Origin of the sequence: Phytopseudomonas seleniipraecipitans, assembly GCF_900102335.1 — a bacterium.
Classification (GTDB): domain Bacteria; phylum Pseudomonadota; class Gammaproteobacteria; order Pseudomonadales; family Pseudomonadaceae; genus Aquipseudomonas; species Aquipseudomonas seleniipraecipitans.
Window position 1 is genome coordinate 875151 of record NZ_FNBM01000001.1, and the last position, 19764, is coordinate 894914.

The following is a 19764-nucleotide window of genomic DNA, read 5'->3' on the forward strand; positions in this document are numbered from 1 at the left end:
CAGGCTTTCGATCAGCTCGGCGGGTTGCTGTTCGGCCAATCATCGGCGACCAGAAACAGTCGGCTGCGCTCCTGCAAGGAGCCTTCTGCATCGGGCTGCAGATCGACCAGCAATTGGGCGCCGGCGTTTTCCGGTAGCGCCTCTAGCCAGGTTTGCAGGCGTTGCCGCGACCAGCCTTCCTCCAGCGGCAGGCGCGCCGGCGACAGCCAGGCGTGGCGCGGCAGCGGTTGCCAGCACCGATCGGCATCGGTTGCCTGGAACGCAAGCCAGTCACGTCGATGCAGCCAACCGCCGCGATGATGGTCAGGGTGCACACCGTCGGGTGGCTGGCAGTGGCCAAACTGGGGGTAGAACAGATAACCGCCTACCCACATGCCGGCCTTGATCGCTTCGCGGGTCAAGGCGTCCAGTGCCGGGCGCGCTTGCGGATGGGCAGACAACGGCAATTGGCGGCTTACCAGGTGATCGAGCTTGAGATCCAGGCGGTCGTGGCTGCCCGGGCCGATCCATTGTGTCGGCCCAACCTGGTTGGCTGATGGCTTGCCAAGGTAGAACTTGATAGCCAACTCCAGGTGGTGCACGCCGCTGGCGTCGCGCAGCAGCAGATCCAGTTCGCCCAGTGTGTGGCCGCTCTGACGGATCGGCAGATTGGCTGCGAGGATCTCGACGCCCGGCGCGGCGTGCAGGGCGAACTGCCAGAGGCGCTCATAGTAGAGGCCGAGGCGACGGATCGAGCTGCGTGACAGCCAGGCGAGCAGCGGCGCCGGCTCCTGGTCCTGGCGCAGTAACCAGTCGGCCAGCAAGCCCGGCTCGTGCGCCCAAGGGCTTTCGGCCAGCGGATACCGCTGCCAGGTGGACGCTTGATCGAGCAAAGGCGGCGACACCAGCGCCCAGGCCAGGTCGCGCACCGCAGGTTGGGTCAGGCGCTGGGGCAGGTCGGTGATAGCGGCGAACGGATTCATGCGTGCAGCATAGGGGCTTTTGCTGGATCGGTGGGAGGGTTTGCCGCTGCAGCAACCTTTCACCCATAATCGAGTCATTAAAGAGACAGAACGTCGCGGGAGCCCCATGGAGCAGTTTCGTAATATCGGCATCATCGGTCGCTTGGGCAGTACCCAGGTGCTCGACACTATTCGCCGGCTGAAGAAATTCTTGCTCGAGCGCCAACTGCACGTAATTCTCGAGGACACCATCGCTGAAGTGCTGCCCGGCCACGGCCTGCAGACGTCGGCGCGCAAGCACTTGGGCGAGTTCTGCGACCTGGTGATCGTGGTCGGCGGTGACGGCAGCATGCTCGGCGCCGGGCGCGCCCTGGCGCGGCACAAAGTGCCCGTGCTGGGTATCAACCGCGGCAACCTGGGGTTCCTCACGGACATCCGCCCGGATGAGCTCGAGTCCAAGGTCGCCGAGGTGCTGGAAGGCAATTACCTCACCGAAAACCGCTTCCTGCTCGAAACCGAAGTGCGTCGCCATTCCGAGGCCATCGGCCAGGGCGATGCGCTCAACGACGTGGTACTGCACCCCGGCAAGTCCAACCGGATGATCGAATTCGAGCTGTATATCGATGGCCAATTCGTCTGCAGCCAGAAGGCCGATGGCCTGATCGTCGCCACCCCGACCGGCTCCACCGCCTATGCCTTGTCGGCAGGCGGGCCGATCATGCACCCCAAGCTGGACGCCATCGTCATCGTGCCGATGTACCCGCACACGCTGTCCAGCCGGCCGATCGTGGTGGACGGCAACAGCGAACTGAAGATTGTCGTCTCCAAGGATCTGCAGCTTTATCCGCAGGTGTCTTGCGACGGGCAGAACCATTTCACCTGCGCGCCCGGCGACACCATCACGGTGCGCAAGAAATCCCAGAAGCTGTGCTTGATCCATCCGCTGGACCACAACTACTACGAGATCTGCCGAACCAAGCTGGGATGGGGTAGCCGACTCGGCGGCGGGGGCGACTGATGCAGCTCGACCCGTCTCGCGGTTACGACCTGATCGGTGACATCCACGGCTGCGCCACTACCTTGGTGCATCTGCTCGAGCGCCTGGGTTATCGCCGCCAGAACGGGGTGTGGCGACATCCGCAACGGATGGCGATTTTCCTCGGTGACCTGATCGATCGCGGCCCGCACATTCGCGAGGCGGTGCACCTGGTGCATGACATGGTGCGTGCTGGCGAGGCGCTGTGCATCATGGGTAACCACGAGTTCAACGCGCTCGGCTGGATGACCCCGGCTCCGCCCGGCAGCGGGCGAGATTATGTGCGTGAACGTACCGAGCGGCATGCGCTGTTGATCAACGAGACCCTGACGCAGTTCGAGGCCTATCCGGATGAGTGGCGCGATTTCCTCGCCTGGTTCTACGAGTTGCCGCTGTTTATCGACGCCGGGCATTTTCGCGTGGTGCACGCCTGCTGGGATGAAGGGATGATCGCGCCGTTGCGTCAGCAATTCCCGAACGGCTGCATCGACGAGCATTTCCTGCAGGCTTCCGCAGTGCCCGGCAGCTACGCCTGCACCGTGCTGGACCGCCTGCTGCGTGGCACCGACATGCGCCTGCCCAACGGCCTGAACATGACCGGCGGGGATGGCCTGACCCGTTCGTTCTTTCGCACCAAGTTCTGGGAGGACAACCCGCAGACCTATGGCGATATCCAGTTCCAGCCCGATGCCTTGCCTGAGTCAGTGGCGCACATGCCGCTGAGCGAGCGCCAGAAGACCGAGCTGCTGATGTACGGCGCCGACCAGCCGCTGCTGTTCGTGGGCCATTACTGGCGCAGCGGCGTACCCGCACCGATCCGCCCGAACCTGGCCTGCCTCGATTACAGTGCGGTGTTGGCCGGCAAGTTGGTAGCGTATCGGCTGGACCAGGAAACCCGCCTGGATCCGCGCAAGTTCGTCTGGGTGGACGTGGAAAACCCAGGGGCGCTGCAATGAGCGCTGTGATCGCCCTGCGCGCGCCGCTCGATGAGGATCTGACCGCGTTCGTACAGTCGCTGCGCAGCCTGGGTGTCGCGCACCGTGTGGCCGAGCAGGGCAACGAACAGGTGCTGTGGGTACCTGATGAGCAATTGGCCGCTCAGGTGCGTGAATTGTATGCCCGGGCGCCCCAGGGTGATCCCGGTCTGCAGCCGGCGCATGCGTCAGCGCAACGCGCGCGGCCGGGTTTTCTGGCGCAGGCGAAACACAGCCCGCTGACCCTGCTGGTGCTGGCGTTAACCCTGCTGGTCGCGCTGCTGACCTGGGGCGGGGAGAATTACGATGCGGTTCGTTGGCTGAGTTTCGTCGACTTTCATATCGACGGTCAGTACATCTACTTTGGTTCGTTCGCCCAGGTCATCGATAGCGGCCAGTGGTGGCGCCTGCTTACGCCGATGTTGCTGCACTTCGGCCTGTTGCACCTGGCCATGAACAGCCTGTGGTATTGGGAGCTGGGCCGGCGCATCGAGGTGCGTCAGGGCGCAGTGATGCTGCTGCTTCTGACCCTCTGGTTCGGCCTCGCAGCCAATGTGGCGCAGTACGTGTATGGCGGGCCTGCGTTGTTCGGTGGCCTGTCCGGCGTGCTCTACGGCTTGCTCGGGCACTGCTGGCTGTTTCAGTGGCTGGCGCCGAATGCCGCGTACCGGCTGCCGCGAGGCGTGCTGGTGAGCATGCTGATCTGGCTGCTGATCTGCATGACCGGCGTGTTCGAGTTGCTGCAGTTCGGCGCCATCGCCAATGCCGCGCATGTTGGCGGCCTGATCGCCGGCTGCCTTACTGGCCTGGTTGGCGGCCTGCTGGCGAGGCGTCTGCAGCGGCGCTGATCCGCCGCGGGCGCCTCGGCTTGCCAGGCCAGATAGGGTAGAATCGGGGCTTTCCCAGTCCTGGAGCCGGCCATGTCCTCCTTCGTCGAATTGATCCGCAACATCACCCCGGACGTGTATGAAAGCCTCAAACTGGCCGTGGAAATCGGCAAGTGGCCGGACGGCCGCAAGCTGACCCAGGAGCAGAAAGAGCTGAGCCTGCAGGCCATGATCGCCTGGGAGACGCAGAACCTCCCGGAGGATCAGCGCACGGGTCACATGGGCACTTCGGAATGCGCCTCGAAATCCGAGCCGATTCCCAATCTTCTGTTCAAGTCCTCGGAAACCCTGCACTGATGATTGAAGTAGGCCGTGGCGCCCTGAGCAAGATGACCACCCAGCTCGATGCGCCGGTGCAGTATGCGTTTCGCCTGGGCGACGAGCAGGTTGCCGTCAACCCGATGATCGGCAAGACCGTGCGCCTCGAGTTCCTCGGCGCGATTCACTGCAGCCACTGCGGTCGCAAAACCAAGACCAGTTTCAGCCAGGGCTATTGCTACCCGTGCATGCAGAAACTCGCCCAGTGCGACCTGTGCATCATGAGCCCGGAACGCTGCCATTACGACGCCGGTACCTGCCGCGATCCCGGTTGGGGCGAGCAGTTCTGCATGACCGATCATGTTGTGTATCTGGCCAACTCGTCAGGCATCAAGGTCGGCATCACCCGCGCCACGCAGATTCCCACCCGCTGGATCGATCAGGGTGCCACCCAGGCCTTGCCGATCATGCGCGTTGCCACGCGCCAGCAGTCGGGTTTCGTCGAAGACCTGCTGCGTTCTCAAGTGGCGGACAAGACCAATTGGCGCGCCTTGCTGAAGGGCGATGCAACGCCGGTCGATCTGCTCTTCGTGCGTGAACAGATTTTCCACGCCTGCGCCGAGGGGATCACTGCCCTGCAGCAGCGCTTCGGCTTGCAGGCCGTACAGCCGCTCAACGAGCAGAGCGTGGTGGAAATCCGCTATCCGATCGAGGGCTATCCGGCCAAGATCACCAGTTTCAACCTGGACAAGAACCCGGTCGCCGAAGGCACGCTGCTCGGCATCAAAGGCCAGTACCTGATGTTCGATACCGGTGTGATCAACATCCGCAAGTACACCGCTTACCAGATCGCAGCCAGCTGCGCCGCCTGATCGGCAGGCGCAGCCGACGTCATTCACCTGTCTGCCACGCCCGCGCGTGGCATCGAAGAGGTTCCCATGCGCACCGAGCAATCAAAGACCATCTATCTGAAGGACTATCAGGCACCCGATTACCTGATCGACGAAACTCACCTGACCTTCGAGCTGTTCGAAGATCACACCCTGGTGCACAGCCAATTGGTGATGCGCCGTAATCCGGCGTTGTCGGCGGACCTGCCGCCGCTGACTCTCGATGGCCAGCAGCTCGAGCTGCTTGAGCTCAAGCTCGATGATCACGAGCTGAGCGCTGCCGATTACACGCTGACCGACAGCCACCTGACCCTGCAGCCGACCCAGGCCAGCTTCGTCATCGACAGCAGCGTGCGCATCCACCCGGAAAGCAACACCGCGCTGGAGGGCCTGTACAAATCCAGCGGCATGTTCTGCACCCAGTGCGAAGCCGAAGGTTTCCGCAAGATCACCTATTACCTTGACCGCCCGGACGTGATGAGCAGCTTCACCACCACGCTCAGCGGCGACAAGCAGAAATACCCGATCCTGCTCTCCAACGGCAATCCGGTTGCCAGTGGCGAGGAAGACGATGGCCGTCATTGGGCGACCTGGGAAGACCCTTTCAAGAAGCCGGCCTACCTGTTCGCGCTGGTCGCCGGTGATCTCTGGTGTGTGGAAGACACCTTCACCACCATGAGCAGCCGCGAGGTGACGCTGCGCATTTATGTCGAGCCGGAGAATATCGACAAGGTGCAGCACGCCATGGACAGCCTGAAGAAGTCCATGAAGTGGGACGAAGAGGTGTATGGCCGCGAGTACGACCTGGACATCTTCATGATCGTCGCGGTCAACGACTTCAACATGGGCGCCATGGAGAACAAGGGCCTCAACATCTTCAACTCCAGCGCCGTGCTGGCTCGCGCTGAAACCGCCACTGACGCCGCGCATCAGCGGGTCGAGGCGATCGTTGCCCACGAGTATTTCCATAACTGGTCAGGCAACCGCGTGACCTGCCGCGACTGGTTCCAGCTGTCGCTCAAGGAAGGGTTTACGGTGTTCCGTGACGCCGGATTCTCGGCGGACATGAACTCGGCCACGGTCAAGCGTATCCAGGATGTCGCCTACCTGCGCACCCATCAGTTCGCCGAAGACGCCGGCCCCATGGCTCACCCGGTACGCCCTGATGCGTACATGGAAATCTCCAACTTCTACACCCTGACCATCTACGAGAAGGGGTCTGAAGTTCTGCGCATGATCCACACGCTGCTCGGCGATGTGGCCTTCCGCAAAGGATCGGATCTGTATTTCCAGCGCCATGATGGCCAGGCGGTGACCTGCGACGATTTCGTCAAGGCCATGGAAGATGCCAGCGGCGTCGACCTGACCCAGTTCAAGCGCTGGTACACCCAGGCCGGCACGCCGCGCCTGGCCGTCAGCGAGCACTACGATGCTGCCGCCAAGACCTACACCCTGACCTTCGCGCAGAGCTGCCCGGCCACGCCAGGCCAGCGAGAAGGCGACAAGCTGCCGTTCGTGATTCCGGTGGAGCTGGGCCTGCTCGATGCGCAGGGCAACGACCTGCCGCTGCGCCTGCAGGGCGAGGCGGTGGCGGTCGGCAGCAACCGCGTGCTGTCGGTGACCGAGGCGCAGCAGTCGTTCACGTTCGTCGACATTGCCGAGAAGCCGCTGCCCTCACTGCTGCGTGGTTTCAGTGCGCCGGTGAAACTGAGCTTCGCCTATGACCGTGATCAGTTGATGTTCCTGATGCAGCACGACAGCGACGGCTTCAATCGCTGGGAAGCAGGCCAGCAACTGAGCGTTCAGGTGCTGCAGGAACTCATCGCCCAGCACCAGCGTGGCGAGCCTTTGGTGCTGGAGCAACGCCTGGTCACTGCACTGCGCACCCTGCTGCAGGACGCGTCGCTGGATCAGGCGATGGTTGCCGAGATGCTCTCGCTGCCGGGTGAGGCGTACCTCACCGAAATCAGCGAGGTGGCCGATGTCGAGGCCATTCATGCCGCTCGCGAGTTTGCGCGTCAGCAATTGGCCGAAGCGCTGTTCGAGCCGTTGTGGCAGCGCTATCAGGCTAACCGCGAGGTGTCACGCACCACTGCGTATGTGGCCGAGGCCGAGCATTTCGCCCGACGTGCGCTGCAGAACATCGCGTTGTCTTACCTGATGCTGACCGGCAAGCCGCAGGTGCTGGCGGCGACGCTGGAGCAGTACGAGGCATGCGACAACATGACCGAGCGTCTCGCCGCCCTGGCGGTGTTGGTCAACTCGCCGTTCGAGGTCGAGCGCGCCAAGGCGCTGGAAGCCTTCGCTGAACACTTCAAGGACAACGCGCTGGTCATGGATCAATGGTTCAGCGTGCAGGCCGCCAGTACGTTGCCGGGCGGGCTGGCTCGCGTTCAGGCGCTGATGGAACACCCGGCGTTCACCTTGAAGAACCCCAACAAGGTGCGTGCGCTGATCGGCGCCTTTGCAGGCCAGAACCTGGTGAACTTCCACGCCGCCGATGGCAGCGGTTATCGCTTCCTGGCTGATCAGGTGATCGTGCTCAACGCGCTCAACCCGCAGATCGCCTCGCGTCTGCTGGCGCCGTTGACTCGCTGGCGCAAATACGGCCCGGCGCGTCAGGCGTTGATGAAGGCCGAGCTGGAGCGCATTCTCGCATCCGGCGAGCTGTCGGCTGACGTCTATGAAGTGGTCAGTAAAAGCTTGGTGTAAGCGATGAGAGGGCATCGGCGAGGTAATCTCGCCGGTGTCTGGACGAGTGAGCGATAACTGAGTTTTCCGGGTATCGCCGCTTGCTTTTGCGATGGCGCGACTGTTGGCGTCCCGTCGAGTTAGGGGTGCTGCGGAGTCTTAGCAAGGCACCAAGAGTATTTCTCTGCATTCCCCGTGCTAGAGCGATTTCCTTCTGCTTCATCAGCCGTTAATCTGCGCCCCGCCGAATGGCTGTTACCCGGCAAACTCGCGGTAACAGATAACGTTACCCGAAGAAATAAAACGCAACTTTCTTATGAGTTTATTGGCCTGTTTTCGCTTGCCTTTTGTCGGCTGGCGCGAATGGTTGTGCGCGTTCGGGCTGCGCTTCTGGGGAGACGCGCCGATATAAGCGCCGAAATCGGGATTATTGATCAGTGGACGATCAGTCACAAAAAGACGGTACGGAACTGCTCTGGAAAAGCACTTTCGGCTAATACGATCGTTTGAATTGGCACCAAGGTTGCACTGTACTAGGCAGTGACGCCAGCCAGTTCGACGCAAGAGCAGGGTGCCCGATGGGGCATCCACCAGGCCCACCGATATGGGCCGGATAGAACATCGACTGTCTGTCAGCGGAGTAGATTCAATGCGTATCAAGTCCTTTGCACCGGCCTTGCGCCAAATGCCGGCGAAGGCGGGCTATACCCTGGCAGGTTTTTTACCCCTGCTCGCGGGCTTACCCGCACAAGCGGTGGAGTTCAGCTTCGCCGATAACGAAGTCAGCGGATCGCTCGACAGCACATTGTCGTATGGGCAGCTTTGGCGTGTGCAGGGGCAGAGCAAGAGCAACGATGACGTCAACCTTAACGACGGCAATCGCAATTTCGACACCGGTCTGGTTTCCGAGGTGTTCAAGATCACTTCCGATCTGGAAATGAACTACCAGAACTATGGCCTCTTCGTGCGCGGCACGGCGTTCTATGACACGCAGATCATGGACAAGCGCAACGACTTCAACAGCGGCAACCGGCCCGCCCAGCCAAGCCAGAATTTCCCTCAGGACGACCGCTTCACCCGTGACACGCGGCACAAGGCCGGGCGCGACGCACAGATTCTAGATGCCTACGTGTACGGCAACTGGGATGTCGCCGAGCGCCCGGTCGGCGCGCGGTTGGGGCGCCAGGTGTTCAACTGGGGCGAGGGCCTGTTCTATCGCGGCGGCGTAAATACCAGCAACCCGGTGGATGGCGCGCGTTTCCGCCTGCCCGGCTCGGAAATCAAGGAAGTGCTGATTCCGGTCGAGGCGGTCAGCTTCAACATCGGCCTGACCGATAACCTGTCGATGGAAACCTTCTATCAGTTCAACTGGAAGGAAACCGCCATCGACCCGGTGGGCAGCTATTTTTCCGAGACCGACCTGTTTGCCGAGGGCGGCAACACCGCGTATTCGCTACAGCCTGCGTTGATTCCTCTGGCCGGGCTGTACAGCGGCCTTGGCTCCACGGGTGGGCTGCAAGGCGGGCGTAATGTCGACGCCAACGGTTATATCAAGGTGGCGTCTATCGGCCAGGACATCAATGCCAGAGACGATGGCCAGTTTGGTGTTGCCTTCCGCTACATAGCCGAGCAGTTGAACTCGACCGAGTTCGGCTTCTACTTCGTCAACTATCACTCGAAGGAGCCGACCGTTGCGGCGGACCTGGGTGATTATGCCGGCCTCGATCTCGCGCAGATTGCCCAAGGGGCTTGCATCGCCGCAGGTCTCGCCGGTGCGTGCGTTGACCCTGCTGTTCTGGGCGGATTTGCCAACGCGGCCGGTGGCCTGGCTACGTTGGATGCTGCCAACGCCGTCACTGCCCGCCGCGAATACGCCGAAGATATCCGCATGTATGGCGTCAGTTTCAACACCACCGTGGGCGATGCCTCGGTATTTGGCGAGCTGGCGTATCGGCCCAACCTGCCAATTGGCGTCGCGGCCACTAACGACCTGCTCGGCGATCTGTTGCGTCAGGCGCCGCAGCTGGTGCAAGGGCAGCAGGGCAACATCGGTGGCAGTACGCTGCAGCTGGGCGACCAGATTCACAACTATGAGCGGGTCGAGGCCTACAACGCTTCGCTGGGCACCATTTATAACTTCGGCCCGTCCCTGGGCTTCGACGCCCTGACCGGCGTGGCCGAGCTGGCGTCCGAGCACCTGCGCGGCACTGACCTCAAGTACACCGCCTACGACGGTTCGACCCGCTATTACGTCGGCCGCGGCGACTCGTCCTACGTGTTCGGCTATGGGCGCAGCTACCAGGCTAATAAAAACGCCTATGGCTACACCCTGGTGCTGTCCGGTACCTGGAACGACGTGATCGGCGGCGTGAACCTGTCGCCCTTTGCCGTTTACAAGGACGATTTCGAGGGTAACTCCTACCAGACCGGCCGTTTCATCGAAGGCCGCAAGGCCTACACCGTCGGCATGAAGGCCAGCTACATGAACAGCCTGGAAGCGGAACTGCAGTACACCGAGTTTTCCGGTGGCGGTAACAACAACGCCGTGCGCGACCGCGACAATATCGGCCTCAACGTCAAATACTCCTTTTGAAGCGGAGAAACAGGATGCTGAACATCAAAGGCGTTGCCGTCGCGCTGGTTCTGCTGACCGGCAACAGCCTCGCGGCAGTTGCCCCGCAGGAAGCGGCCAAGCTGGGCTCCAGCCTGATGCCGCTCGGTGGTGAAAAAGCCGGTAATGCGGCGGGTTCGATTCCAGCCTGGACGGGGGGGATTACCCAGGTGCCGGCCGGTTATCAGGGCTCAGGCAAGCACCATGTCGACCCGTTCGCGGACGACAAGCCGCTGTTCACCATTACCAAGGCCAACCTGGCGCAGTACCGGGACAACCTGACGCCCGGGCAGATCGCCCTGTTCGAAGCTTATCCGGATACCTACCAGATGCCGGTTTATGTCAGCCGACGCTCCGGTTCTGCGCCGCAATGGGTCTATGACAACACTGCGAAAAACGCCGTTAGCGCCAAGCTGCTCAATGGCGGCAACGGTTTCGCGGACGCCTACGGCGGCATTCCGTTTCCGATTCCGCAGAGCGGCGTCGAGGCATTGTGGAACCACATTGCCCGGTATCGCGGCACCTATGTGGTGCGCCGCGCCTCGGAAGTAGCGGTACAGCGCAACGGCTCCTACTCGCTGGTCACCTCGCAGCAAGAAGCGCTGTTCAAGTTCTACGACCCCAAGGGCAGCTTCGCCAACCTCAACAACATCCTGTTCTACTACCTGTCGTTCACCCGCAGCCCGGCGCGGCTGGCCGGTGGGGCGGTGCTGGTTCACGAGACCCTCGATCAGGTCAAGGAAGCGCGCCAGGCGTGGGGCTACAACGCAGGCCAGCGTCGCGTGCGTCGTGCGCCGAACCTGGCTTACGACACGCCAATTTCCGCCGCCGATGGCCTGCGCACGGCCGACGATACCGACATGTTCAACGGTGCGCCGGATCGTTACGACTGGAAGCTGCTTGGCAAGCGGGAAATCTACATTCCCTACAACAACTACAAGGTCACCAGCCCGCAGGTCAGCTACAAGGATCTGCTGCAGGTCGGTCACCTCAATCCCGCCTTTACGCGCAACGAATTGCACCGCGTGTGGGTGGTGGAGGGCACGCTCAAACCAGGCGCCCGGCACATCTATTCCAAGCGCAGGCTGTACCTCGATGAAGACAGCTGGCAGGCCGCTGCGGTCGATCAGTACGATGGTCGCGGTGAGCTATGGCGCGTGTCGCTGGCCTATCTGAAGAACTACTACGAGCTGCCGACTACCTGGTCTGCACTGGATGTGTTCCATGATCTGCAGGCGCGTCGCTACCACGTACAGAATCTGGACAACGAGGAGGCCAATACCATCGACTTCAGCCAGCCGATGGCAGATGACGGCTACTTCACGCCGGCAGCGTTGCGTCGTCGCGGTACGCGCTGAGCCAGCGCGGCGGCTGTCATTCGTGCGGTGGATAACACGGGCTTTTTCTTACAAAACAGCAGATCGTGGTGGCTAACCAATATCTGCAAAGGCCGATAGCATACGTGGCGCTCTGCAGGCGCTGGCGATAACAAGAAGAAGGGGAGTTTTGTATGTGTGAGCCCATTATGTGGCGCGTGAGGAGCACAAAGGTCATGCGGCCCATGCTGCAGGCGCTGTCGCTGTTCGCGCTGCTGGCCGGCGCCGCGCCGCTCGTGCAGGCGCAGGCTCCTGAGCAGCCCGTCTATTCAGTGCCATCGGCCAAGGCAGCCTCGAGTTTGCTGCTCGATATCGCCCATGCCGGCAAGCGTCTGGTGGCGGTGGGTGAGCGCGGCCACATCCTGTATTCCGACGACGACGGCACCCGCTGGGAGCAGGCCAAGGTGCCGACCCGGCAGATGCTCACCGCTGTGTTCTTTCTCGATGACCAGCATGGTTGGGCGGTCGGCCACGATGCCCTGATACTCGCGACCAGCGATGGTGGTGCGACCTGGAACAAGCAGTTCGAGGATCTGCAGCGCGAAGCGCCGCTGCTCGATGTCTGGTTCAAGGATCTGCAGCACGGGCTCGCCATCGGCGCCTACGGGGCTCTGCTGGAAACCACCGACGGCGGCAGCACTTGGGAGGACGTCAGCGATCGCCTCGACAACGAGGACGCATACCACCTCAACGCCATCACCGACGTGAAGGATGTCGGCCTGTTCATCGTCGGTGAGATGGGCAGCCTGTTCCGCTCCGCAGACGGCGGCGAAACCTGGGAAACCCTTGAAGGCCCTTACCAAGGCTCGCTGTTCGGCGTCTTGGCCACGGGCGAGCCGCAGAGCCTGCTGATCTACGGCTTGCGTGGTCACCTGTTTCATTCCGCTGACGGCGGTGACAACTGGCAGCAGATTGAGCTGAGCACTGCCAACGGCGGCACCCTGGAGTTCGGTCTTTCCAACGCCGCATTGCTCGACGACGGCAGCATCGTGGTAGTCGGGCATGGCGGTAGCGTGCTCAGAAGCAGCGATCATGGGCGCAGTTTCAGCGTGTTCAATCGGGCGGATCGGGTCTCGCTGGCGGCGGTAACTGCAGCCGCCGACGGCTCGCTGATTCTGGTGGGGCAGGGCGGCGTACGCCTGACCTCTTCGACCGGTGCCAATCCAGGCCAACAATAACAAGCTGGGGTAGTGTTCGATGAGTAACCATCACCAAGACAAAGCCAGCCTGCTCGAGCGGCTGATCTTTAACAACCGGCCGGCGGTGATCCTGATCTGCCTGCTGGTCAGCGTCTTTCTGTTCTTCCAGGCTTCGCAGGTGCGCCCGTCGACCAGCTTCGAGAAGATGATTCCGCTCAGTCATCCGTTCATCCAGAACATGATGGAGCACCGTAACGACCTGGCGAACCTCGGCAATACCGTGCGTATTTCCGTCGAGGCCAAGCAGGGTGACATTTTCAGCAAGGAGTACATGGAGACGCTGCGTCAGATCAATGACGAGGTGTTCTATATTCCGGGTGTCGATCGCTCAGGCCTGAAGTCGCTGTGGAGCCCCAGCGTGCGCTGGACCGAGGTGACCGAGGAAGGCTTCGCCGGCGGCGAGGTGATACCGCAGACCTATGACGGTAGCCCGCAGAGCCTGGAAGCGTTGCGCAACAACGTGCTCAAGTCCGGGCAGATTGGCCGGCTGGTAGCGAACAACTTCAAATCCAGCATCATCGACGTGCCTCTGCTTGAGGCCTACCCGGACCCTGAGGATCAGGGCCGCCTGATCAAGCTCGACTACCAGCAATTTTCCCACCAACTGGAAGAGAAGATCCGCAACAAATACCAGGCGCAGAACCCGGATGTGCAGGTGCATATCATCGGCTTCGCCAAGAAGGTCGGCGACCTGATCGATGGCCTGGTCATGGTGGCGCTGTTCTTCGGCGTGGCGTTGTTGATTACCTTTGTGTTGCTGTACTGGTTCACCTGGTGCGTGCGCAGCACCATCGCCGTGCTGATCACCACCCTGGTCGCGGTAGGCTGGCAACTGGGCTTGATGCACACCGTCGGTTTCGGCATCGATCCCTACTCGATGCTGGTGCCGTTTTTGATCTTCGCCATCGGCATTTCCCACGGCGTGCAGAAAATCAACGGCATCGCCCTGCAGTCTAGCGAAGCCGACAACGCGCTGACTGCCGCGCGGCTGACCTTCCGGCAGTTGTTCCTGCCGGGCATGATTGCCATCCTTGCTGACGCCGTGGGTTTCATTACCTTGCTGCTGATTGATATCGGCGTCATTCGTGAGCTGGCGATCGGCGCGTCCATCGGTGTCGCAGTCATCGTTTTCACCAACCTGATTCTGTTGCCGGTAGCGATCTCGTACATCGGCATCAGCAAGAAGGCGGTGGCGCGCAGCAAGCGCGACGCGGTCAGCGAGCATCCGTTCTGGCGCCTGCTGTCGAACTTCGCCAGCTCCAAGGTAGCGCCGATTTCCGTGACGCTGGCGCTGGTGGCCGGTATTGGCGGCTTCTGGTACCAGCAGCAGAACCTGCAGGTCGGTGACCTTGACCAGGGCGCGCCGGAGCTGCGCCCGGATTCGCGCTACAACCTCGACAACGATTTCGTGATTCGCAACTACTCGACCAGCTCCGATGTGCTGGTGGTCATGGTCAAGACGGCGCCCGAAGGCTGCTCGACCTATGAAGCCATGGCGGCCATGGACGAGCTGATGTGGACCATGGACAACACCGCTGGCGTGCAGTCGTCGATTTCCATGGTCAGCGTGTCGCGCCAGCTGATCAAGGGCATGAACGAGGGCAACCTGAAATGGGAAACCCTGTCGCGCAACCAGGATGTATTGAACAACTCCATCGCCCGGGCTGATGGGCTGTACAACACCGATTGCTCCGTGGCGCCGGTGCTGGTGTTCCTCGAGGATCACAAGGCCGAGACGCTCAAGCGCGCGGTGGCGGCGGTCGAGGGTTTTATCGCCGAGCATGAGTCGGAGAATGTGCAGTTCCTGCTCGCAGCCGGTAACGCCGGTATCGAAGCGGCAACCAACGAGGTGATCAGCACGTCCGAGTTGCTCATTCTGGTGCTGGTCTACCTGTGTGTCGGCATCATGTGCATGCTGACCTTCCGCTCGTTCGCCGCGACCATCTGCATCGTGCTGCCGTTGATCCTCACCTCGATCCTCGGCAATGCGCTGATGGCATTCCTCGGCATCGGTGTGAAAGTCGCAACCTTGCCAGTGATCGCCCTCGGCGTGGGTATCGGCGTGGACTACGGCATCTATATCTACAGCCGCATGGAAACCTTCCTGCGCGCCGGCCTGCCGTTGCAGGAAGCCTATTACCAGACGCTCAAGTCGACCGGCAAGGCGGTACTGTTTACCGGTCTGTGCCTGGCCATCGGCGTGGCGACCTGGATGTTCTCGGCGATCAAGTTCCAGGCCGATATGGGGCTGATGCTGACCTTCATGTTTATCGTCAATATGCTGGGCGCTCTGTGGCTGCTGCCAGCTCTGGCGCACTTCCTGATCAAACCGGAGAAACTGGCCGGCAAGAAGGGCGGTTCGCTGCTGTCGCATTAAAGGGCTGGTTTTGTAAAGGCGCGACCTCTACGGCATTTGCATGCCGTAGAGGTCGTTTCGCTACTGCAGGATAGGGCTGGTTTTTATAGGGCAGTGCTGGCCGTGGAAAAGCGGAAGTCAGGCGAATGCAGGTGGTACCGCGCTTTAGGTCGGTAAGTTTTTGATTGGTATGTATTTTAATTTCTGGGAATACGGGTAGGGCGCGCTTATACAGAACGCTTTACTATCGTGTTAACGCAGAATTCTGTCTAATCACTGTTAGGAGAACTCATGCAAAATCTTGCAGACTCCCTTTTGAATTACCTTTGGACTCTGAATTTCTCAAGTGATGACATAGGATTTGACGAAGACTGGGCCGTAAAAGAAATTGAGTCTTTAGCTCATGAGATAGAACACAATTTCACTGACGCAGAGCGCCAAGCTCTTAAAGACTCTGCGAGCCGATCCCTGGCGAGATGGCTAAGAGAACCTGATGAACACGGCTATACGCCACGTAAGCTTCTTAAACCAGAACAAAGAATTTTTCTTGAATGCATAGCATCAGGAAAATTTAGCGGCCCAGAGCTCTCCTAACAATGCACTCAAATCGCTCACTTCGTTCGCTGGGACGGGCTAACGCCCGCCCCTTAGCTTAATCGTTAGAAGCTATGTATCAAATACCCAAAAAACTAGACTTGTCGGAAGCAATAGGCCAATGCACAACGCAGCTCCGGATTGGGCCATTCGATATCCAATTCAGCTTCGGCAAGGTCAATTTCAATATTCAGTCGCGAGTCGTTCTCAAATCTGATGGCAAGATTATCGGGCAGTGGGAAGAAGGCTCATGGCCTGATGCAACCTTCTATGAGGTTTTTAACCGCGCCATGGTCAATTGGCAACTTCAAGAAAACAGCATTATTTTGAGCTTAGAAAATGGAATAGAGATGCAGCTAATTGCAGGCAACGATGGATATGAATGCATACAGATCTCTATCGAAGAGCAGAATATTCTCTGGGTCATATAGCCGCTTCTAACAAATGGTTCAAATCGTTCGCTTCGCTCACTGGGACGGGCTAAAGCCCGCCCCTTAACCAAACGTTATAAGCCAAGGTGGCATGGTGAGTAAATTTACAATCGCAATTATTATCTTTGTAGCAACTTTCCTCGCTGGGTGCTCTGATGGATTTGAAGAAAATGGCTACACAGTAGGCCCCAAGGGGGAGCCACCAAAGGCTTTGAAGTTAGGTTACTCAAGAAAATTTACCGTAGAGCAAAAAAATTACGTCAAGGCGCTAGGCGAAATTCACGCCTTTTTAATAGAAAACAAATTTTCCCCTTACTACCGCCCATGCTTTTCTGATGTTTTAGATATAAGAGTAACCGCCAACATCAAAAAGAACAAAGAGACATTTCCTTGCGTACTAGTTGGCGCCGCAAAAGGCGAGCTAACCAATGTATACTTCAATGTCACCATAGACGATGTAATGTTTAATCAGCTCGACAATAACAACAGGCTAATACTCACCGTAAACATGTACGGAAAAGATGGTCTCGCTGCTCCTTTCTCAAAAAATATTGAGCCAAAGCTTACAAAACTTTACCAACCCCCCACAGAGCGTAAATGTGCGTGTTGGCTTATAACAATGCGCTCAAATCGTTCGCTCCGCTCACTGGGACTGGCTAAAGCCCGCCCCTTAGCTTAATCGTTAGAGGTATAGCTCAGCCATGGGTCTACAAGCAGCTCTTGTTAGGGATGGGCTTCGACTTGGCTTATGCGAGGTGCGAGATGTTGTTCAGTGGGCGGACCATCAACTAGCCCGTTTGGAAAATCCACCTTATGAGCTGATTGAGCTTTCATTGCTAGGCAGCAGTGTTCATGACGCTGAAAGTAAGTTGCGCGAACTCAGCGAAAGCATCTCGGTCGCTGAGACGCTTCCGGTGCTGCTTTCAGCAGCCAACAAACGTCTTCAGACAGAGACCGAATTTGGCCCGAGACTGGCTGAAGCGCTGTATCAAATATACATTCAGAACAGCGCCATTCTCTCAGAGTCTTTTTCTATGTGTGGCTACTTCGACGATGCGTACAGCCTTGCTAGTTCTGGAACTTTTGGGACGTTAGGGGGCGTGTACCGGGAACTGCTTGAGTTTACGGCAGGGTTCAAATCCTCCTCTAACAAGTGGTTCGAGTCGTTCGCTTCGCTCACTGGGACGGGCTAAAGCCCGCCCCTTAACCAAACGTTAGGTAATACATATGAAGTGTCCAATATGTACCGGACCTCTCCAAGAAATTGAGGTAACACCATGCTATGACTGCGGCCATGAGCCTAATGAACTGGAAGATCTGAAAAACGAAGAACACGAATACTATTTATTTGAGTTATGGGCGACCGAAATAGTGCTTTGTGATTTTTGCGATCCAGACTTCGGCTCTTACCTCCCTAGGTACTTTGGACTACCTGACAACGCTTCAACAGACTATCCATTAACGCTCATAAGAAAGATTGAGACTCCTGAAACCGTTCGTGACTTGTACTGCGAAAAATGTAAGCGTCGACTAGACTTTTTGAAATTCTTAGAAAGTGCACGCCGCCATAATAAAACCTAACAAATGTTCAAACCGTTCGCTTCGCTCACTGGGACGGGCTAAAGCCCGCCCCTTAACCAAACGTTAGGTTGCAAATGGCAAATCGATCATATATCTGGAACACAGCAACACCAGGCGCCAATCCTTGGAATCATTTGGATGGTTTAAATCAGGGCATTGAATTCGTTGAAATTGCTGATGCATCTAATAGAATTCCTGTTCCTTGGCTATGTTGTTTTAGAGGGGCAGAGCTGAATAAGGTCAGTATTCCACTTGAGCCTCATGACAATGGCTTCCAACCTGAACCATTGATTTTCGAACTTCCATGGATTGAAGTTTCTACTGCGCAGAAAAACCTTCAGGAAAGCCTTCACATATTTCAAGAACTAACTGGCGACTTGCTCCTAGGAGAAGGCTGTTGGGATTATGCCTGTATAGGTCTCGTAGATCTTCCCCTGCCATACTTAGTGCTTAACCCAATAGATGTTTTCTTTATGAATGATCCATTGGAAGAAGCTGAAAAATTCGCAAGATGTTTACACGAATCTTCAGGCTCAATGGAGCTAATTAAGCATTTATCGTTTTTTAATGAATACTTTCCGGCATACCCTGCACATGATTTTTATTCTTTACCCTTCAGCGAGCTAAATCATCAAGCCCGCCTGGAATCATCCAGAGCTTTAGATGCGGCATATTTGGGAAAGAACAATTGGTACTGGCATCGGGCAATTGAACAGAAGCACACCCCGCCTGAACCTCCAGTGCAGAACAAAGTAGCTCGCGAAAAAAAGCAATGGTGGCGTTTATGGTAGAACCTAACAACTGGTTCAAATTGCTCGCCGAGCTCGCTGGGACGGGCTAAAGCCCGCCCCTTAACCAAACGTTATGTGAACCCATTGAGATGATCGGCAAATGAAAAACCGCCGCCTGTCCGCGGTTTTCGCATTTTAGAACGTGCGAATTTTCTTCAATACTCCCGCCCGGGCGCTGCGTAACCTGCCTCACTCGATCAGCAGTGAGGTAGGGTGATGATAAGTCTTTATCTGTCCATGGCGGCCTTTGCGCTGGCCGCTTCCATTTCGCCCGGGCCGGTCAACCTGGTTTCGCTGAGGACTGGCGCACGCGAAGGTTTACGGGTGGCGCTGCGCCATGTCGCGGGTGCCACGCTGGGCTTCACACTGCTGCTGGTTCTGATCGGTCTGGGGTTGCACACGCTGTTGAGCGTCTTGCCCTGGTTGACCAGTGCCATCCGCTGGGCGGGCGTGGCGTTTTTGTTTTACCTGGCCTGGCGCCTGACCATCGACGATGGAGCGCTGCAGGCCCGTGCCGGCGCGGTGGTCAGCCCGTTCATGCAGGGCGCGCTGATGCAGTGGCTCAACCCCAAGGCCTGGCTGGCGGCGATTGCCGGCTTGGGCGCGTTCGTGGCGGACGGCGATGTGATGCTGCTTTGGCAATTCGCGTTGATCTATTGCCTGGTTTGTTACCTGTCGCTGGCGTGCTGGGCCTATGCCGGCACCTGTCTTCAGCCCTATTTGCAGGAGCCGCATCGGGTGCGGGCTTTCAATAGGGTATTGGCGGGATTGCTGGTGGCCAGTGCGGGGTATTTGCTGCTGGTATAAGCCCGTTAGAACCTGTTCACGATCTTTATGCGCGAGACGCGGCAACTTCAAGGCAGAGGCGGTCGCTCAGCGATTGCGTGGGAGTGGCTTTAGCCGCGAGTTTTTTATTAAGACAAACAAAGGGCACGGGGCTAAAGCCCCTCCCACGAGATCGCGAACAGCACGGCGTACTCGCGAAGCAGTACGCCGTTGCGGTGGTGTCAGGATCGGCATGAATTGGCGGACTGTTCGCTTCGCTCCTGAGTCCGCCCTACGAGCTGGCCTGAGCCGACATTCGTAGCCCGTGGTTGAGCGCAGCGATACCCGGTGGCCTTGCGACGGCTACCTGGGTATCGCTGCGC

The 19764-nt window shown here is 58.8% G+C and carries 17 protein-coding genes; 16 read left to right on the plus strand and 1 reads right to left on the minus strand.

Annotated features, from left to right (window positions below; genetic code table 11):
* Window positions 1-11 precede the first annotated feature (11 nt).
* Window positions 12-962 (minus strand): DUF1853 family protein, encoded by a 951-nt coding sequence (locus tag BLS60_RS04045; RefSeq protein ID WP_092364912.1) that lies wholly within the window; start codon window positions 960-962, stop codon window positions 12-14.
* 106 nt (window positions 963-1068) lie between these two features.
* Between BLS60_RS04045 and BLS60_RS04050 the strand changes: the two genes are divergently transcribed.
* From BLS60_RS04050 to BLS60_RS04110, 16 genes are all read left to right on the plus strand, one after another.
* The gene (locus tag BLS60_RS04050; protein WP_042552833.1) at window positions 1069-1959 is read left to right on the plus strand and encodes an NAD(+) kinase; all 891 of its coding nucleotides are present in this window, start codon (window positions 1069-1071) and stop codon (window positions 1957-1959) included.
* Window positions 1959-2933, plus strand: a complete 975-nt coding sequence (locus BLS60_RS04055; RefSeq protein ID WP_070883915.1) for a metallophosphoesterase — start codon at window positions 1959-1961, stop codon at window positions 2931-2933. The genes BLS60_RS04050 and BLS60_RS04055 overlap by 1 nt, the downstream gene beginning before the upstream one ends.
* Window positions 2930-3799 (plus strand): rhomboid family intramembrane serine protease, encoded by an 870-nt coding sequence (locus BLS60_RS04060; RefSeq protein WP_092364915.1) that lies wholly within the window; start codon window positions 2930-2932, stop codon window positions 3797-3799. The genes BLS60_RS04055 and BLS60_RS04060 overlap by 4 nt, the downstream gene beginning before the upstream one ends.
* Before the next feature lie 72 nt (window positions 3800-3871).
* On the plus strand, window positions 3872-4135 hold the full coding sequence (locus BLS60_RS04065) for a YeaC family protein (protein ID WP_092364918.1): 264 nt from the start codon (window positions 3872-3874) through the stop codon (window positions 4133-4135).
* Complete coding sequence (locus tag BLS60_RS04070) at window positions 4135-4968, plus strand: DUF2797 domain-containing protein (RefSeq protein WP_092364921.1); 834 nt, start codon at window positions 4135-4137, stop codon at window positions 4966-4968. The genes BLS60_RS04065 and BLS60_RS04070 overlap by 1 nt, the downstream gene beginning before the upstream one ends.
* 66 nt (window positions 4969-5034) lie before the next feature.
* Complete coding sequence (gene pepN / locus BLS60_RS04075; RefSeq protein ID WP_092364924.1) at window positions 5035-7698, plus strand: aminopeptidase N; 2664 nt, start codon at window positions 5035-5037, stop codon at window positions 7696-7698.
* Between the two features lie 628 nt (window positions 7699-8326).
* Window positions 8327-10270, plus strand: coding sequence for a DUF1302 domain-containing protein (locus BLS60_RS04080; protein ID WP_092364927.1), 1944 nt, complete (start codon window positions 8327-8329; stop codon window positions 10268-10270).
* A 14-nt stretch (window positions 10271-10284) separates the two neighbouring features.
* A complete protein-coding gene (locus BLS60_RS04085; protein ID WP_092364930.1) occupies window positions 10285-11646 on the plus strand; it encodes a DUF1329 domain-containing protein in 1362 nt (453 codons plus the stop codon).
* A gap of 152 nt (window positions 11647-11798) precedes the next feature.
* Entirely contained in the window at window positions 11799-12842 is a 1044-nt protein-coding gene (locus BLS60_RS04090; protein WP_092364933.1) for a WD40/YVTN/BNR-like repeat-containing protein, read from the plus strand.
* Window positions 12843-12861: 19 nt separating this feature from the next.
* Window positions 12862-15240 carry an efflux RND transporter permease subunit gene (locus BLS60_RS04095; protein WP_092364936.1) on the plus strand — a complete coding sequence of 793 codons (2379 nt, stop codon included), beginning with the start codon at window positions 12862-12864 and terminating at the stop codon, window positions 15238-15240.
* 270 nt (window positions 15241-15510) lie between these two features.
* Entirely contained in the window at window positions 15511-15813 is a 303-nt protein-coding gene (locus BLS60_RS21275) for a hypothetical protein (RefSeq protein ID WP_143024572.1), read from the plus strand.
* Window positions 15814-15887: 74 nt separating this feature from the next.
* A complete protein-coding gene (locus BLS60_RS04100; protein WP_070881743.1) occupies window positions 15888-16244 on the plus strand; it encodes a hypothetical protein in 357 nt (118 codons plus the stop codon).
* A 94-nt stretch (window positions 16245-16338) separates the two neighbouring features.
* A complete protein-coding gene (locus BLS60_RS21280) occupies window positions 16339-16923 on the plus strand; it encodes a hypothetical protein (RefSeq protein WP_143024573.1) in 585 nt (194 codons plus the stop codon).
* Window positions 16924-16945: 22 nt separating this feature from the next.
* Window positions 16946-17437: a hypothetical protein gene (locus BLS60_RS04105; RefSeq protein WP_143024574.1), complete on the plus strand. Its 492-nt coding sequence runs from the start codon at window positions 16946-16948 to the stop codon at window positions 17435-17437.
* A gap of 462 nt (window positions 17438-17899) precedes the next feature.
* Window positions 17900-18616, plus strand: a complete 717-nt coding sequence (locus BLS60_RS21285; protein ID WP_143024575.1) for a hypothetical protein — start codon at window positions 17900-17902, stop codon at window positions 18614-18616.
* Window positions 18617-18835: 219 nt separating this feature from the next.
* Window positions 18836-19423, plus strand: coding sequence for a LysE family translocator (locus BLS60_RS04110; protein ID WP_092365342.1), 588 nt, complete (start codon window positions 18836-18838; stop codon window positions 19421-19423).
* Window positions 19424-19764: the final 341 nt, after the last annotated feature.

Excerpts from the sequence above, each read along its gene's own strand:
- BLS60_RS04070 (WP_092364921.1), top strand. The coding sequence starts at position 4,135 with ATGATTGAAGTAGGCCGTGGCGCCCTGAGCAAGATGACCACCCAGCTC.
- BLS60_RS04060 (WP_092364915.1), top strand. The coding sequence starts at position 2,930 with ATGAGCGCTGTGATCGCCCTGCGCGCGCCGCTCGATGAGGATCTGACC.
- pepN (WP_092364924.1), top strand. The coding sequence starts at position 5,035 with ATGCGCACCGAGCAATCAAAGACCATCTATCTGAAGGACTATCAGGCA.
- BLS60_RS04090 (WP_092364933.1), top strand. The coding sequence starts at position 11,799 with ATGTGTGAGCCCATTATGTGGCGCGTGAGGAGCACAAAGGTCATGCGG.
- BLS60_RS04055 (WP_070883915.1), top strand. The coding sequence starts at position 1,959 with ATGCAGCTCGACCCGTCTCGCGGTTACGACCTGATCGGTGACATCCAC.
- BLS60_RS21275 (WP_143024572.1), top strand. The coding sequence starts at position 15,511 with ATGCAAAATCTTGCAGACTCCCTTTTGAATTACCTTTGGACTCTGAAT.
- BLS60_RS04045 (WP_092364912.1), bottom strand. The coding sequence starts at position 962 with ATGAATCCGTTCGCCGCTATCACCGACCTGCCCCAGCGCCTGACCCAA.
- BLS60_RS04080 (WP_092364927.1), top strand. The coding sequence starts at position 8,327 with ATGCGTATCAAGTCCTTTGCACCGGCCTTGCGCCAAATGCCGGCGAAG.
- BLS60_RS04100 (WP_070881743.1), top strand. The coding sequence starts at position 15,888 with ATGTATCAAATACCCAAAAAACTAGACTTGTCGGAAGCAATAGGCCAA.
- BLS60_RS04050 (WP_042552833.1), top strand. The coding sequence starts at position 1,069 with ATGGAGCAGTTTCGTAATATCGGCATCATCGGTCGCTTGGGCAGTACC.
- BLS60_RS04105 (WP_143024574.1), top strand. The coding sequence starts at position 16,946 with ATGGGTCTACAAGCAGCTCTTGTTAGGGATGGGCTTCGACTTGGCTTA.
- BLS60_RS04095 (WP_092364936.1), top strand. The coding sequence starts at position 12,862 with ATGAGTAACCATCACCAAGACAAAGCCAGCCTGCTCGAGCGGCTGATC.
- BLS60_RS04065 (WP_092364918.1), top strand. The coding sequence starts at position 3,872 with ATGTCCTCCTTCGTCGAATTGATCCGCAACATCACCCCGGACGTGTAT.
- BLS60_RS21285 (WP_143024575.1), top strand. The coding sequence starts at position 17,900 with ATGGCAAATCGATCATATATCTGGAACACAGCAACACCAGGCGCCAAT.
- BLS60_RS04085 (WP_092364930.1), top strand. The coding sequence starts at position 10,285 with ATGCTGAACATCAAAGGCGTTGCCGTCGCGCTGGTTCTGCTGACCGGC.